The organism is Mesorhizobium sp. B2-4-14 (assembly GCF_006442155.1).
In the GTDB taxonomy this organism is placed as follows: Bacteria; Pseudomonadota; Alphaproteobacteria; order Rhizobiales; family Rhizobiaceae; genus Mesorhizobium.
Genome location: NZ_VFVA01000012.1, coordinates 55,902 through 70,206, shown reverse-complemented (window position 1 = coordinate 70,206; position 14,305 = coordinate 55,902). Strand labels below are relative to the sequence as shown.

The 14,305-nt window shown below is 62.3% G+C and carries 13 protein-coding genes and 1 tRNA gene; 9 read left to right on the top strand and 5 right to left on the bottom strand.

The window, feature by feature from the left end:
* Position 1: 1 nt before the first annotated feature.
* Entirely contained in the window at positions 2-1,321 is a 1,320-nt protein-coding gene (locus tag FJ938_RS13115) for a site-specific integrase (protein WP_181169072.1), read from the bottom strand.
* 142 nt (positions 1,322-1,463) lie between these two features.
* Between FJ938_RS13115 and FJ938_RS29435 the strand changes: the two genes are divergently transcribed.
* From FJ938_RS29435 to FJ938_RS13085, 7 genes are all read left to right on the top strand, one after another.
* A tRNA-Ser gene (locus tag FJ938_RS29435) sits at positions 1,464-1,532 on the top strand.
* Positions 1,533-1,688: 156 nt separating this feature from the next.
* Positions 1,689-1,982 (top strand): hypothetical protein, encoded by a 294-nt coding sequence (locus FJ938_RS13110; RefSeq protein WP_140607576.1) that lies wholly within the window; start codon positions 1,689-1,691, stop codon positions 1,980-1,982.
* 279 nt (positions 1,983-2,261) lie between these two features.
* The gene (locus FJ938_RS13105) at positions 2,262-2,516 is read left to right on the top strand and encodes a hypothetical protein (protein ID WP_181165525.1); all 255 of its coding nucleotides are present in this window, start codon (positions 2,262-2,264) and stop codon (positions 2,514-2,516) included.
* 1,233 nt (positions 2,517-3,749) lie between these two features.
* Entirely contained in the window at positions 3,750-4,181 is a 432-nt protein-coding gene (locus FJ938_RS13100; protein ID WP_140694426.1) for a cupin domain-containing protein, read from the top strand.
* A gap of 178 nt (positions 4,182-4,359) precedes the next feature.
* Complete coding sequence (locus FJ938_RS13095) at positions 4,360-5,118, top strand: copper homeostasis protein CutC (protein WP_140694286.1); 759 nt, start codon at positions 4,360-4,362, stop codon at positions 5,116-5,118.
* Complete coding sequence (locus tag FJ938_RS13090) at positions 5,115-5,603, top strand: GNAT family N-acetyltransferase (protein WP_140694284.1); 489 nt, start codon at positions 5,115-5,117, stop codon at positions 5,601-5,603. The genes FJ938_RS13095 and FJ938_RS13090 overlap by 4 nt, the downstream gene beginning before the upstream one ends.
* Before the next feature lie 64 nt (positions 5,604-5,667).
* Positions 5,668-6,156, top strand: coding sequence for an SRPBCC family protein (locus tag FJ938_RS13085; protein ID WP_140694282.1), 489 nt, complete (start codon positions 5,668-5,670; stop codon positions 6,154-6,156).
* A 75-nt stretch (positions 6,157-6,231) separates the two neighbouring features.
* Here FJ938_RS13085 and FJ938_RS13080 read toward each other — a convergent pair whose 3' ends face one another.
* The 4 genes from FJ938_RS13080 to FJ938_RS13065 all read right to left on the bottom strand — a co-directional run bounded on the left by FJ938_RS13080 (position 6,232) and on the right by FJ938_RS13065 (position 11,413).
* A complete protein-coding gene (locus FJ938_RS13080; RefSeq protein ID WP_140607580.1) occupies positions 6,232-7,254 on the bottom strand; it encodes an acyltransferase in 1,023 nt (340 codons plus the stop codon).
* A 377-nt stretch (positions 7,255-7,631) separates the two neighbouring features.
* Positions 7,632-8,429 carry a xanthine dehydrogenase family protein subunit M gene (locus FJ938_RS13075; protein ID WP_140694280.1) on the bottom strand — a complete coding sequence of 266 codons (798 nt, stop codon included), beginning with the start codon at positions 8,427-8,429 and terminating at the stop codon, positions 7,632-7,634.
* Positions 8,430-8,441: 12 nt separating this feature from the next.
* Positions 8,442-10,793 carry a xanthine dehydrogenase family protein molybdopterin-binding subunit gene (locus FJ938_RS13070; protein ID WP_140694278.1) on the bottom strand — a complete coding sequence of 784 codons (2,352 nt, stop codon included), beginning with the start codon at positions 10,791-10,793 and terminating at the stop codon, positions 8,442-8,444.
* Positions 10,794-10,909: 116 nt separating this feature from the next.
* The gene (locus tag FJ938_RS13065; protein WP_140694275.1) at positions 10,910-11,413 is read right to left on the bottom strand and encodes a (2Fe-2S)-binding protein; all 504 of its coding nucleotides are present in this window, start codon (positions 11,411-11,413) and stop codon (positions 10,910-10,912) included.
* Between the two features lie 274 nt (positions 11,414-11,687).
* Between FJ938_RS13065 and FJ938_RS13060 the strand changes: the two genes are divergently transcribed.
* Together FJ938_RS13060 and FJ938_RS13055 are read left to right on the top strand one after the other, a co-directional pair.
* Positions 11,688-12,857 carry an FIST signal transduction protein gene (locus FJ938_RS13060; RefSeq protein WP_246673302.1) on the top strand — a complete coding sequence of 390 codons (1,170 nt, stop codon included), beginning with the start codon at positions 11,688-11,690 and terminating at the stop codon, positions 12,855-12,857.
* Between the two features lie 14 nt (positions 12,858-12,871).
* Positions 12,872-14,212, top strand: a complete 1,341-nt coding sequence (locus tag FJ938_RS13055; RefSeq protein ID WP_140694270.1) for a hybrid sensor histidine kinase/response regulator — start codon at positions 12,872-12,874, stop codon at positions 14,210-14,212.
* The last annotated feature ends 93 nt before the right edge of the window (positions 14,213-14,305 follow it).

Sequence of the window (14,305 nt, the reverse complement as noted above, 5' to 3'; positions counted from 1 at the left end):
TTTACTGGCCCCTCGTCGCCGCCAGCGAGATTACATTGTCTGCTCCGCCCTTGCCGACGATGGCATTGAGCTCGCCCTGCCACCTCGTCAGCGCGTCGCGCTTCACCTTCATACGGTCGGACTGATTGTACGTGCGGACGAGCGCCGTCGGAACATGGCCGATGACAGCCTCGGCAACCTCGTCCATCACGTCCAGCTCTGACAGGCGGGTGCGCACCGTGCGCCGCAGGTCATGATTGACCCAGGCCGGCAGGGTGAGGTCGGGATCTTCCTCTTTCAGAACCGCCAGCATGGCGGCATCGATCCGCCGTTTCACCTTGTCGCCGATCGTTACAGCCGCCTTCCCGTCAAGCGAGCAGAGCCATGGGCATTTTGCGAAGCGTGGCAGCTTCTCGATGATCGCAATGGCGTCGTCGGTGAGTGGCACGGTATGGTCGCGCTCGGACTTGAAGCGCACGGCCGGGATCGTCAGCACCTTGCGGTCAAAGTTGATCTCTGACCATGACGCCTGGGCGATGTCATTGAGGCGCTGGCCTGTCAGCAACAGCAGCCGATAGACGGAACTGTAAACGTCGCCCACGCCCTCCGTGGTGCCTTCCGTGGCCTTCCAGAGCGCCCGCAACTCGGCATCGGTAAACACCCTATCCCGCGATGTCTTCTCGCCGATCGTCGTGCGCACCTTCTTCGCGCGGTAGGGCGAGGCGTCGATCACCTCGTCATCGACGCACCAAGAAAGAAAGGTGCCAATTTTTTGGCCCATATTGAGGGCTTGGCGGGTCGCTCCCCGGTTGCTGATCTTTTCCAGCACCTCGATGATGTCCGCGCTGGTAATGTCACCGACAGCCTTCCCTCGCCACACCGGCAAGCATTCGCGGTTGAAGTCCTTTTCGTCCTCGTCGGCTTTGCGGATGCCGTCACGGCGCCGCGCCTTGATGAACCGGTCGAGCACCGTTTCAAAAGCTTTGTCCCGTTTCCCGGCGGAGGCCCGCTCGGCCTCGCGCCTGGCATCTTCGATCTGCTTGCGAGGGTCGGTGCCCTTCCTGATCAGCGCCCGCCACTCGTCGGCCAGCCCGCGGGCCTCCTCGAGCGTGAGGTCCCCGCGCCCGTCTGTCTTGTACTCACCAAAAGCATGGCGAACCGGATTGCTGGAGCCCGGGAAGCGGATAACCAGGCAGAAGGTGCGCCGGAACTCTCCCTTGGTGGTCTCCGGCCCGACGCGCACGATCAGGTTGCGGGTGACCTCGTCCTTGACGTCATACCAATTATTGGAAGGCTTCAGTGCTTTCAGTTCGCGGTCAGTTTTATAGGTGCGCTTTTCCATCGAATCTCGCTCCCGTGGCAACGTTATGGCAACAATTGAGGCGCAATGCCATGTTGCCATATTGAAATCCCATGTAATGCTACGCAGGCTCAAATGCAAGAGATACAAGGGATTTATGTAATTCGATGAACCGGTATGTAGCCCCACGAAATCGGGGAAAACTCGGCTGTTAACCGGTTGGTCGCTGGTTCGAATCCGGCCCGGGGAGCCAACATTTCTAAGCATTTGAGAGTTTCGGCGCAACAGGCGCGGCTGCCGGCCGCTGTTTTCCGGCGGCTTGGCTCGCTGCATCGTGACAGCGCGACCATTGCGGAACTGCATCGCATGATGCGACTTTGCTGACCGGATGTGCCGCGAGGATGCCGCCATGTCGATATGCAAGATCGTGCTCTGCGCGGCAGCGATGACGATTGCCGCTACAAGTTTCGCCAGCGCTCGGCCGGACACGCGCAAAATGACTTGCGCACAAACCCAGGCGCTCATCCAGAGCCAGCATGCAACGGTGCTGACCACCGGGCCAAACACCTACGATCGCTATGTCCGCCAATTCGGCAATGAGTGCGACGCTCCTTACGTGCCGATGGTTGCCTATGTTCCGACGGGTGACGGTCAATGCATGGTCTATCGATGCGATGAGCCCTCGCCCATGGTTCCGAACTGATCGGCGGATTGCCCGCGGGTGGCCCGTACAGAATGTCCGCCGGTCGTTTAGGGGCCTCTCTGGATACAGGGCAATATCGAACGACCTTGAGGCTGGCCACAGCGCTGGCAGGGGTGCGGGAGACGTAAATCTCAGCCGGCATCGCGTTCATTCCGGAGAATGGCGGTGCAGGGATGAGGCTGCGCGAGGATCGACCGTCAAGCGCTTCCCATAGGGGCCTGCTTGCGCGCGCGCTCAAGTTGCGCGAATATGCAACCGGGGATTGGGGAGGCTCCGAAGATGGCGATCTATCTTGTCGAAGAAATGGACATGAACAAAGTCCTGGCCGTGCATCAGGCGCGTGCCATCAGTCCATTGAAGGCCGCGTCCAAGGCCGTCGGCCGTGACGTGACCTTGCGAACCTGGAAGAGAAAATGGGTTCGTGTCACAGACGAAAATCGTGGAAGAGTTTTTGCTTTCAGCTTCGCCGACAAGATGGGGCTGGGCATGGAGAATGACCCTAAACAGCCGGGCGGCCCTTCCATCGATAAGTAGCGCGCAGTCCATGGAGATATCGCGGGAGCAATGTGCCGCCGCAAGCAGCGTAGAATATCGCACTCAAGAGCCGATCCTACATCATCTGAATGGACGTTGAACGCGCGTGCCGCACGGTCGACCGAGCATGCGCAGGTGGTCGCCGCTGCAATGGCCGGCTGTCCCTTCATGTAAACGGCTGTGAAAACCTCTGTGATGGAGAGTTTCTAAGGTGGAGGCCTTACCGATGTCCAGGAATTCCGCCCCTTGCCTGCGTCCCGGAGAAGGCCAGATGCAGCTACATTACCCAAGACGTCTACCGTGCACGAGGCAGAAGCCCGACTTTGACCAGTTGCCATGGGAAACTGAGAGGAAGCCCGCCGGGCGAAGACCCAACACCTCAAGCCCGGCGAGCCTACAACCTGATCGGAAGTGCGCGATCAGGACCGGGGTCAACCGGCAGCGACTTCGGTGCAAGACGGATGCCTGTGTCTTTGTATCGAAATGAAACAGATATTGATTGGAAAACGCCTCCACGGTGTTCTTATGCGGGATTGCTAATATTACGCTTCGACTCAGCCGGCAGGCCCTGGCCGGTCAGGCCCGGCGGCCCGTGCTAATTTACCCCAACAGGCTGTCGGGCCGCTATCGGCATACGACTATTCGAAATGGCCCGCCGCGCGGTGTGCGCAACGGGCCAATGCGCCAGACTGACAACGTGTAGAGGGGGGACACTCCTCAACGGGCGCTCCGTAGCGCAATTTCGCACTACACGTATCACTCTAAGCGGGCGGCGCATGCCCACATCCGTCGATTGGATGACGCGCGCCAATATAGATTAGATAACACTAATGTTGCCGGTGACTCACACCACCGGTGCAGCTCGGCAGCCTCCGCCACACACCCAACCTGACGTCGGTTGCCGAGCTGGCCTTTCAACGTCAGCGCCAGCCCGCGATCGCGCCGCCGCCACCTGCGGTCAAATTCGGCGACGGGCTGGAAGCCGAGACTAAACCGTCAGCGATTGGTGCTCCCAACGGTTGGCGCCTCGGCAATTGCGACGCCATCGGGTCTGGGTTGAGCGGCCTTCGCGTTCGCCCTCAAACGACGAAATTGGGAAAGGGCGAGCAACAGGAGATTGATCGGCAGTCCGTCGTAGATGCTTGTCTGTCCGGTTCCAAGCCTCTGTCGAAGGGCGACGCGCTTGCGCGCAAGTGCCCACCGCGCGATGGTGGCGCGGCTTCGGGAGGAATCATGCGGAAAATCTTGATACCGGCACTACTGGCCGCGGCCGCGCTTTATGCAACCGGCCCCGATGCGCTGGACAGCGGCGGAACCCCGGTGGTTGTCACTCCGCTTGCATCACGCACGGCAACCGCTTCCGGCCAGCCGATCACGCTGCCGCAGAAGAATGTCCAGGTGCTGGTGTCGACCTACGACATCGCGCCGGGGGCGACCCTGCCGGTGCACCGGCACCCCTTCCCCCGCTACGCCTATGTCGAGGCCGGCACTTTGAAGGTCACCAATGTCGAGACCGGCAACAGCAACACCTACAAGACAGGCGATTTCATCATCGAAATGATCGGTCAGTGGCATCAGGCCACCAATATCGGCGACGGCCCGGTCAAGCTCTTGGTGATCGATCAGGTCGAGGAAGGGGCCAAGAATACGGAATTGCGTCAGTAGCTACCAAGCCATGCCCGGAAAGCGGGAAGGCAAGCGCCACACGCTTCCCGTGTCCTCATGGGCAAGACTGTCAAGAAGGGAAATGTCATCTGGTCCAAATGGCGGCGCACTGCTCACGCTTTCGCGCCGCGCGCCCGAGTGCTAGGGCTTTCCACACCATCATGGACCGGATCGCCCCTTGACCGCAGAAACTCGCCCGCCGCTGATCGAAATCTGTGTCGAAGGCATTGATGGCCTGCTCGCCGCGCAAGCTGCCGGCGCCGACCGGGTCGAGTTGTGCGCCAGCCTTATCGAAGGCGGCATCACGCCGAGCCTCGGCACGGTGCGCGCCGCGCTGGACCAGGCAACCCTCCCGTTCCACGTCATGGTGCGGCCGCGCGGTGGCGATTTTCTCTACAGCGAGACCGAGTACCGCTCGATGCTCGCCGATGTCGCGGCATTGCGTGATCTCGGTGTGCCCGGCGTGGTGTTCGGCTGCTTGAACGCCGACGGCACCATCGACGAGAGGCGCATGGGCGAACTGACAGAGGCCGCAGGCTCCCTGAACGTCACCTGCCATCGTGCCTTCGACATGACGCGCGATCCCATCGAGGCGCTGGAAGCGCTGATCCGCTGCAAGATCGGTCGCGTGCTGACCAGTGGCCAGCGCGACACCGCGATCGAAGGCTTGCCGTTACTGGCCGATCTGGTGCGGCAGGCCGGCGACCGTATCATCATCCTGGGCTGCGGCGGGCTCGATCTCGGCAATATCGCCGAGGTGCGCGCGAAGACCGGGCTGGCCGAAATGCATTTCGCGGCCCTCAAGGACGTGCCGAGCGCCATGCGCTACCGCAATCCGAAGGTCGGCATGGGCGGCTCCGACCTCGACCGCGAATATCGCAACACACTGACCGATACACCGCTGGTTGCGGCAACGATCGCGGCGGCCAAGGCATGACCTCTCCGATAGACCGCATAGCGCAGGACGACGAAGCGGCCATACTGGCGCTCAACAACGAGCATGCCGCCGAATTGTCATGGCTCGAAGCCGAGCGGCTGTCGTTCCTGCTCGGTGAGGCTTTCTACGCGCGCCGCATCGGCGATCTCGAAGCCTTCATCATGACCTTCGACCAGGAAGCGAACTACGACAGCCCGAACTTCGTCTGGTTCCGCGAACGCTACGAACGCTTCATCTATGTCGATCGCGTCGTCGTGGCGGTGCATGCAAGGGGCCGCGGCCATGCACGTCGGCTTTATCAGGACCTGTTCGATCATGCACGGCGCGCCGGCCACACGCTGGTCACCTGCGAGGTCAACACCGACCCGCCCAACCCCACCTCGGATGCGTTTCACGCCGCCCTTGGCTTTGCCGAGGTGGGCGACGCGGTGATCCATGGCGGCAAGAAAGCGGTACGCTACTACATGAAGCCGATCGTCGCCTGACCTGATGGCGCTGGCCACATAAAGAAGCCACACCTAATATAAGGTTCCCAACGGAGGAACCGCGATGCCAAGCAACGTCTTCCGCTTCGACGAAAACTGGCACATTCCCGAAGGCAGGCCGCAGGAGGTCTGGGAGGTGCTATCGGACGCTGAATTGCTGCCGCTCTGGTGGGGAGATGTCTACAAGGAGGTGGTGCCGCTCGACAAGAAGGGCAAGGCGACCATCGGTTCGCGTGCAAGGGCAAGGGCGCGCGGCGCCCTGCCCTATGAGTTGAACTTCATCATCGAGGCCGCGGAGCTTGAACCCGCCCGGCTGGTCGTGGTGAAAACCCTTGGCGATTTCGACGGGCTGTGGCGGGCGGAACTGTCGCCATCAGACACCGGCACACATGTCCGGTTGACCTGGCAAGTCACGGTCGAGAGGCCGATCCTCAAATTCCTCGCCCCGTTGCTGCGACCGGCGTTCGCCTGGAATCATCGCTGGACCACGCCGCGCGGCGAAGCGGGTCTGCGGCGCTATCTGCTCGAGAAGAAGAGAGGTCGATCCGTTTAGTTTTACCATGAAAGTCGGCCGGCCGTCTGGACAACCCTGCAGGTCGGCCAACCCAATCTGCTGCAGCTGCTCCATTCACCAGTTGCGGTTGAGCCATTCGCGCGCCGGGCGCTCGATGACGTAATAGCTGCAGAGTGCGCAGGCAAAAACGCCGGCCAGCATCGGCCACGGGTTGCTGCCTTGCTCATAAACGAATTTATAAAATGGCTGCTGCCACAGATAGAGCGAATAAGACCACAGGCCGAGCATCGTCATTGGCAGGGCCGACAGCAATCCGCAGAGGTAGCCAGTGCTGAAATCGAGCGCATTGACGGCCAGAGCCAGAAGCGGCACCGCCAGGAGATAGTGGATCGGCGTCGGCACTGCGTCCATGAACAGCAAGACCGCGGTCGCAGCCGCCAACGGAGCGACATAAGGCCCCTTCAACACCGCCGGCAGCCTGCCGTCGGCCTTGAGCAGGCAGATCGAGGCTGACAGCAGGATCGATGCGATGTGCACATCGGTTCGCCAGTAAGTGGCCTCGTAGTCCAGCTTGAACGCCCAGTACGAGACCGCGCCATTCGCCATCGCGAGCAGGGCCAGCCCCAGCAGCAATGGGATGACGCGATCGCGGCTGACAACAGTCGCGCTGATTAGGGCCAGGATCACATAGGCGTGCTCCTCCACGCAGAGCGACCAGATATGGTCCAGCGCCCCCGCGCGGGTGACGAGAATTCCGGCGTAGTTGTAGGTGAAGGTCAGCGCCGTCAGCGCCGCCTTCCATTTGAAGGCGACGAATGTGCCGGAGAGCGCGACCATGGCAGCGACGACGAAGACCAGAAGCGCCGGATAGATGCGCGAGAAACGGCGTTTGAAGAATTTCTTCAGCGGGTAGCGTTCGATGAACAGGATCTCGGCCATCAGCCTGCCGCTGAGGACGAAAAAGAATTCGACGCCCAGCACACCGAGATTGATCCCGGGAACCGGGAAAAAATGCCCGATCAGCACCAGGGCGATCGACAGGCCGCGCCAGCCATCGAGATAGGCCAGTCTTGCTCTGGCCGATCTGTCGACGACGGATCGGGACGGAACCATATGGGTTGCGGAAATTTCGGACATGCCGATCCCTTCGCATTGGCATGCGAAAGGGCACGGCGATACGCATTCCGAACCCGGCTCGCATTCCCACCCAACCCATACTGCAGTGCAATATAAGTTTGTGCAAGTGCGAGATTGCCGCCGACGCAGGTCCAAGGCAGGCACGGGTCGAAATTCCTTCAGGCAAAAGGATGGTGCGCTGCAGCCATTCCATCAGGAACTGGGGCAGCTACAGGCCGCCGCATACGCGAAAAAGGGGCCTGCGACGGCCCTTATCCCTATCTGCAACCGCCAAGCAATACCAGGAAAGGTGAAGCGGTTTTTCGTCAGGAATTTGCGTCAAAACCAAGGGATAGAGCGGTTCGGCGTTTCCATGAAAACGATGAGCCGCTCTAATGTCAGGCATTGGCCGCCGCCACCGCGCGCTTGGCCATGACCGTGATCAGATTGGCGCGGTAGTCGGCGGAAGCGTGCATGTCGCTCATCAGGTTCTTGGCAGGCACCTTGACGCCGTTGAGCGCAGCGGCGTCGAAATTCTTCGCCAGTGCTGCTTCGATCTCCTTCGAGCGGAAGACGCCGTCATCGCCGGCGCCGGTGACGGCGACGCTGACGCCGTCCTTGCCCTTGGCCACGAACACGCCGACGATCGCGTAGCGCGAGGCGGGGTTGCGAAACTTTTCATAGGCAGCCTTCGCAGGCGCAGTGAAGGAGACCGCCGTGATGATCTCGCCATCCTTCAAGGCCGTCTCGAACAGCCCCTTGAAGAACTTGTCGGCTGATATCTCGCGCTTGTTGGTGATGATGGTGGCACCCAGCGCCAGCAGCGCCGCCGGATAGTCGGCTGCCGGATCGTTGTTGGCGATCGAGCCACCGATCGTGCCCTTGTAGCGTACCGCCGGGTCGCCGATCAGCGACGCCAGATGGGCAAGCGCCGGACAGGCCTTCCGCAGCTTCTCGTCGTTAGAGACGTCATAGTGCGTCGCGGCGGCGCCAATGGTGATCGTCTTGCCCGATACCTTGACGCCTTGCAGTTCCTTGATGCGCGACAGATCGACGAGATCGGAAGGCGCCGCGAGCCGCGTCTTCATGGCAGCGATCAAAGTCATGCCGCCCGATAGCAGCTTGGCATCGCCGCTCTTGACCAGCTTCGCGGCATCGGCGACCGAGGCGGCACGGTGATAGTTGACCGAGTACATGGTTGTTCCTCCTCAGTGCTTCGTCGCGGCGCGGATCGCGGCCCACACAGTGGACGGCGAAGCCGGCATGGCGATATCGGCGATGCCGATGGCATCGGTGATGGCATTGATGACCGCCGGCGGCGAGCCGATGGCGCCCGCCTCGCCGCAGCCCTTGATGCCGAGCGGATTGCCGGGACATGGGGTATTCGACGTCGAGACCTTGAACGACGGCAGGTCGCCGGCACGCGGCATGGTATAATCCATATAGCTCGCCGTCAGCAGCTGTCCGCTGGCGTCGTAATGGGCGCCTTCCAGCAGCGCCTGGCCGATGCCCTGGGCGATGCCGCCATGCACCTGGCCTTCGACGATCATCGGATTGATGATGTTGCCGAAATCATCGGCGGCCACGAACTGGACGATCTCGGTCGTTCCGGTCTCCGGATCGATCTCGACCTCGCAGATGTAGCAGCCCGCCGGAAAGGTGAAGTTCGACGGATCGTAGAACGCCGTCTCCTTCAGCCCCGGTTCCATGCCGGCCGGCAGATTATGGGCGGTATAGGCGGCAAGCGCCATCTGGAACCAAGGCACGTTCTTGTCGGTGCCGGCGACCTTCAGTGCGCCGTTCTCGATGACGATGTCGCCCTCGTCGGCCTCGAGCAGGTGGGCGGCGATCTTCTTGGCCTTGGCCTCGACCTTGTCGAGCGCCTTGACGATCGCCGACATGCCGACCGCGCCCGAGCGCGAACCGTAGGTGCCCATGCCCATCTGCACCTTGTCGGTGTCGCCATGGACGATCGAAACCGAATCGATCGGCACGCCAAAACGCTGGTTGACCAGTTGCGCGAAGGTCGTCTCGTGACCCTGGCCATGACTGTGCGAGCCGGTCAGCACCTCGATCGTGCCGACGGCGTTCACACGCACTTCGGCCGATTCCCACAGGCCGACGCCGGCGCCGAGCGAACCGACCGCAGCCGACGGCGCGAGGCCACAGGCCTCGATGTAGCAGCTCATGCCGATGCCGCGCAGCTTGCCTTCCCTCGCCGCGTCCTCCTTGCGCCTGGCAAAGCCGGCATAGTCGGCGGTCTTCATCGCCGCGTCGAGCGAGGCGCCATAGTCGCCGGCATCATAGTTCATGATCACCGGTGTCTGGTGCGGGAAGGAGGTGACGAAGTTCAGCCGCCGCAGTTCGGCGGGGGAGATGCCGAGCTCGCGCGCGGCGGCTTCCATCGTGCGTTCCAGCACATAGGTCGCCTCCGGCCGCCCCGCCCCGCGATAGGCGTCGACAGGAGCCGTGTTGGTGTAGACGGCGCGCACATTGGCGTGGATCGCTGGAATGTCGTACTGGCCCGACAGCAGCGTGGCGTAGAGATAGGTCGGCACGCAGGACGAGAACAGCGACATGTAGGCGCCGAGATTGGCGATCGTGTCGACCTTCAGCCCGGTGATCCTGTTGTTCTTGTCGAAGGCCATCTCCACGGTCGAGACGTGGTCGCGCCCATGCGCGTCGGACAGGAAGCTCTCGGTGCGGTCGGCGACCCATTTGACCGGCACGCCGGTTTTCTTGGAAGCCCACAGGCAGACGATCTCTTCCGGGTAGATGTAGATCTTGGAGCCGAACCCACCGCCAACGTCCGGTGCGATCACGCGCAGCTTGTTTTCCGGCGCGATGTTGTAGAACGCGCTCATCACCAGCCGCGCGACATGCGGGTTCTGCGAGGTCGTCCAGCAGGTATAGTGGTCCTCGGCCTTGTCGTAGTGGCCGAGCGCCGCGCGCGGTTCCATGGCGTTCGGCACCAGCCGGTTGTTGACGATCTTCATGCGGGTGACATGGGCCGCCGCCTTGATCGCCGCGTCGGTCGCATTGCCGTCGCCAAGCTCCCAGTCGAAGATAAGATTGTTCTCGGCCTCGGCATGGATCTGCGGCGCGCCGTTTTCGAGTGCCTTGGTCGCATCGACGACAGCCTTCAATTCCTTGTAGGTGATTTCGACGGCCTCGGCCGCGTCGCGCGCCTGGTCTCTGGTTTCCGCCACCACCACCACGACCGCGTCGCCGACGTAACGGACCTTGTCGACGGCCAGCGGCGACCATGCGCCCATCTTCATCGGCGTGCCGTCCTTGGAATGGATCATCCAGCCGCAGATCAGATTGCCGATGCCGTCGGCCTTGAGCTCCTTGCCGGTCAGGACGCCGATGACGCCGGGCATCTCCTGAGCTTTCTTGACGTCGATCTTCTTGATCTGCGCATGCGCGTGCGGGCTGCGCACGAAGGCCGCATGCTTCATGCCGGGAACCACCATGTCGTCGACATAGCGGCCGGCGCCGGTGATGAACCTTTTGTCTTCCTTGCGCGCCACGCGAGCGCCAACACCTTCGATGCCCATTGCAGAAATCCTCCCGAAAAAGTAGGGGAATAGGGCAGTACGGAAGTAAGGCAGTAGGAAAAATCGGCTCCCAATTCCTACTGCCTTACCGCCCTACTCCCTTAATGCCCTAAGTCTCACGCAGCTTGTTTCGCTTTGCCCTTGGCGGCGCCCTTCGACATCGTCTTCGATGCGGCCAGGATCGCCTTGACGATGTTGTGGTAGCCGGTGCAGCGGCAGATATTGCCCTCCAGTTCGGCCCGCACCGTCGCCTCATCGAGGCCTTCGGGATGGCGGTTGATCATGTCGGTTGCAGCCATGATCATGCCTGGCGTGCAGAAACCGCATTGCAGCCCGTGATATTCCTTGAACGCGGCCTGCATGGGATGCAGGTCGGCGCCATTGGCGAGACCTTCGATCGTGACAACGGTCGACCCTGAAGCCTGGACGGCGAGCATGGTGCAGGACTTCACCGCCTTGCCGTCGACATGGACGACGCAAGCGCCGCATTGCGAGGTATCACAACCCACATGCGTGCCGGTCAGGCCAAGATTCTCCCGCAGGAAGTGAACCAGCAGCGTTCGGTCCTCGGCAACGCCACTGACCCGCCTGCCGTTGACCATCAACGAAACGTCCGACATGAATCCTCCCTGGATATCAACCTTGGTCATCACGCTGCCGACGCGCCGCTGGCACTCGGCCATGCGCATTCGTACACCGCATAACCGGCAAAAAACAGCGCGACGGAAAAGTCGGATCATTGTACTTTCGGTCATGGCCAAGGCCAAAGGTGCGCGCCCCTCGCCCCCATTGCCAAACCGCCGATTGGAAGCAACAATGCCTTCGACGCTGCGCGCCAGAAGCTTGTAACAGCCGCGCATAAAACAGCGTTGGAGGAAATGCGGGAGAACGCCGCTGGCCAGTTCACGGACGCGCTACGCATGCGGCTTGTCGGCGCTGACCACGGACGAGCCGGATCCGGATGCCTTCGCACGCGCGGTGGCCGCTGAAGCCGCCGCAATCGACGCCGGCTTTGCCCTCCTGTTCTTTTCCCAGAGCCTTGTCGAAGCCGGCGCCCTATCGCGGGCGCTTTCGGTCCATGCACCGGGGCTCCATCACGCCGGCTGTTCCACTGCCGGCGAGATCACGCCGCAGGGGCTCGAGGAAGGCCACATGCTGGCGATGCTGCTTCCTTCGGCCTCGTTCACCGCGGTCAGCGCCATGGTCGACAACCTGTCCTCTTCGGGCATGGACACGATCACCGGCGAGGTCGAGGCGCTTCGGCGCACGCTGCGCGGCCGGGTCGGCGGCGAGAGCACCAGGAACACCTTCGCCCTCTGCTTCATCGACGGGCTGTCCTATGCCGAGGAAGCGGTCAGCTCCGCCATCCACTGGGGCCTTGACGACATCCCGCTGCTCGGCGGCTCGGCCGGCGACGATCTGAAATTCGAAACGACGCGCCTGATCTCCGATGGCAAGGTCACCTCCGACAGCGCGATCATTGTGCTGATCGCCACGGAAATTCCGTTTCATGTCTTCAAGACCGACAATTTCGTTCCAACCGACGAGAAGCTGGTGGTGACGGCGTCCGATGCCGATCACCGTATCGTGCGGCAGTTCAACGCCACCAACGCGGCCGAGGAATATGCCGCTTCCGTCGGCATCATCCCGCAGACCCTGACGCCGCTGAGCTTCGCTTCGCATCCAGTGGTGGTGAAGGTGGGCGGCGAATATTACTGCCGTTCGATCCAGAGGATGCACGCCGATGGCTCGCTGTCGTTCTTCTGCGCCATCGACGACGGTATCGTGCTGTCGATCGCGCAGCCCAAGGACATGGTGGAATCGACGCGCGCGGCGTTGCGCGAGGTCGAGGAGAGGCTGGGCGGCATCGACTTGATCCTCGGCTTCGACTGCGTGCTGCGCCGCCTCGACGCGCGCAACCGGCAGGTCTTTCGCGACATTTCGGAGCTCTACCGGGTCAACAATGTCATCGGCTTCGGCACCTATGGCGAGCAGTACCGGTCAATGCACCTCAACCAGACTTTCACCGGCATAGCGTTCGGTGACCGCCAAGCGGCTGAATAGGGCGGCGGAAGAAGATGCCGCTCAGGGACATAACCGATCTCGAAAAATTGAAGAAGATCAACGCCGCCCTGGTCAGCCGCGTCGAGCGGTCGATGGACCAGCAGGGCAATGCATTCTCGCTGTTCCAGACGGCGATCTCGCTGGAAAACCGGGTGCGTACGCGCACCGAGGAGTTGCACTCGACGCTGCGGCGGCTTGAGCAGTCGAACATCGACCTCAGCGCCGCCAAGGAGAACGCCGAGCTGGCGAACCTGTCCAAAACACGCTTCCTTGCCGCCGCGAGCCATGACGTGCTGCAGCCGTTGAACGCGGCTCACCTCTCCGTCTCGGCGCTCGCCGAGGTCCAGACCAGCGACGAGGGCAGAAAGCTGGTGCGGCAGGTCGAGCGCTCGCTGGAAACGATGGAGGACCTGCTGCGCACCTTGCTCGACATTTCAAAGCTCGATGCCGGCGTGGTGCGGCCCGACATCGGCGACGTCAGCCTCGAGGCGTTGTTCTCGTCGCTGCGCTCGGATTTCCAGCCGGTCTCGGAAATGAAACGGCTGTCGCTGAAATTCCGGCCGGTCAATGCCGTGGTCCGCTCCGACCGGACGCTGCTGCGCCGTATCCTGCAGAATATTCTGTCCAACGCGCTGGGCTACACACGTTCGGGGGGCGTCCTTGTCGGCACACGCCATCGCGGCGATACGATCCGCATCGATGTCGCCGATACAGGCTGCGGCATTCCCGAGGATCAGCGCGAGGCGGTGTTCGAGGAATTCCATCGCGGCACCTCGCAGGCCGGTGCCGAATTCGACGGCGGCGGGCTTGGGCTCGGCCTGGCCATCGTGCGCCGCATGGCCAGCGCGCTTGGCCACCCCGTGACATTTTCATCGAAGGTCGGACGCGGCACCATCTTCCATATCGATGTCCCCGTCGGCATCGGCGCGCCGGCCGACGCCATCGCCAGCGCCGCCGGCCTGGAGCGGCCCCGCGGCTACGGCCTGTTCGGGACCAAGGTGCTGCTGGTCGAAAACGACACCGAGGTACTGGAGGCGATGACCTTCCTGCTCGAGCGCTGGCAATGCCTGGTGCGATCCGCGACCTCGACCGATGACGCGCTCGACCTGCTCGGCGACACCGACTGGGTTCCGGACATCATCATCGCCGACCAGCATCTCGACGGCGGCGATCTCGGCACCGCCACCATATCGGAGGTCCGCGACTATCTTGGCCGCGCCGTGCCGGCGCTGATCGTCACCGCCGACAGTTCCGAGGACGTTGCGAAGGCGGCCAAGGCAGGCGGCATCGAATTGATGCGCAAGCCGCTGAAGCCGGCACAGCTCAGGGCGCTTCTGGCGCATCTGCTGGCTTAGCTCCCTACTCACCCTCGATGGGAGGATCGGCGCATAGCTCCGGGGGATGACGACATTGCGCCGCGTGGCACTCCCACCCCGCTCTGCTTCCCG

Excerpts from the sequence above, each read along its gene's own strand:
- FJ938_RS13110 (WP_140607576.1), top strand. The coding sequence starts at position 1,689 with ATGTCGATATGCAAGATCGTGCTCTGCGCGGCAGCGATGACGATTGCC.
- FJ938_RS13065 (WP_140694275.1), bottom strand. The coding sequence starts at position 11,413 with ATGTCGGACGTTTCGTTGATGGTCAACGGCAGGCGGGTCAGTGGCGTT.
- FJ938_RS13115 (WP_181169072.1), bottom strand. The coding sequence starts at position 1,321 with ATGGAAAAGCGCACCTATAAAACTGACCGCGAACTGAAAGCACTGAAG.
- FJ938_RS13080 (WP_140607580.1), bottom strand. The coding sequence starts at position 7,254 with ATGTCCGAAATTTCCGCAACCCATATGGTTCCGTCCCGATCCGTCGTC.
- FJ938_RS13100 (WP_140694426.1), top strand. The coding sequence starts at position 3,750 with ATGCGGAAAATCTTGATACCGGCACTACTGGCCGCGGCCGCGCTTTAT.
- FJ938_RS13090 (WP_140694284.1), top strand. The coding sequence starts at position 5,115 with ATGACCTCTCCGATAGACCGCATAGCGCAGGACGACGAAGCGGCCATA.
- FJ938_RS13055 (WP_140694270.1), top strand. The coding sequence starts at position 12,872 with ATGCCGCTCAGGGACATAACCGATCTCGAAAAATTGAAGAAGATCAAC.
- FJ938_RS13075 (WP_140694280.1), bottom strand. The coding sequence starts at position 8,429 with ATGTACTCGGTCAACTATCACCGTGCCGCCTCGGTCGCCGATGCCGCG.
- FJ938_RS13070 (WP_140694278.1), bottom strand. The coding sequence starts at position 10,793 with ATGGGCATCGAAGGTGTTGGCGCTCGCGTGGCGCGCAAGGAAGACAAA.
- FJ938_RS13085 (WP_140694282.1), top strand. The coding sequence starts at position 5,668 with ATGCCAAGCAACGTCTTCCGCTTCGACGAAAACTGGCACATTCCCGAA.
- FJ938_RS13105 (WP_181165525.1), top strand. The coding sequence starts at position 2,262 with ATGGCGATCTATCTTGTCGAAGAAATGGACATGAACAAAGTCCTGGCC.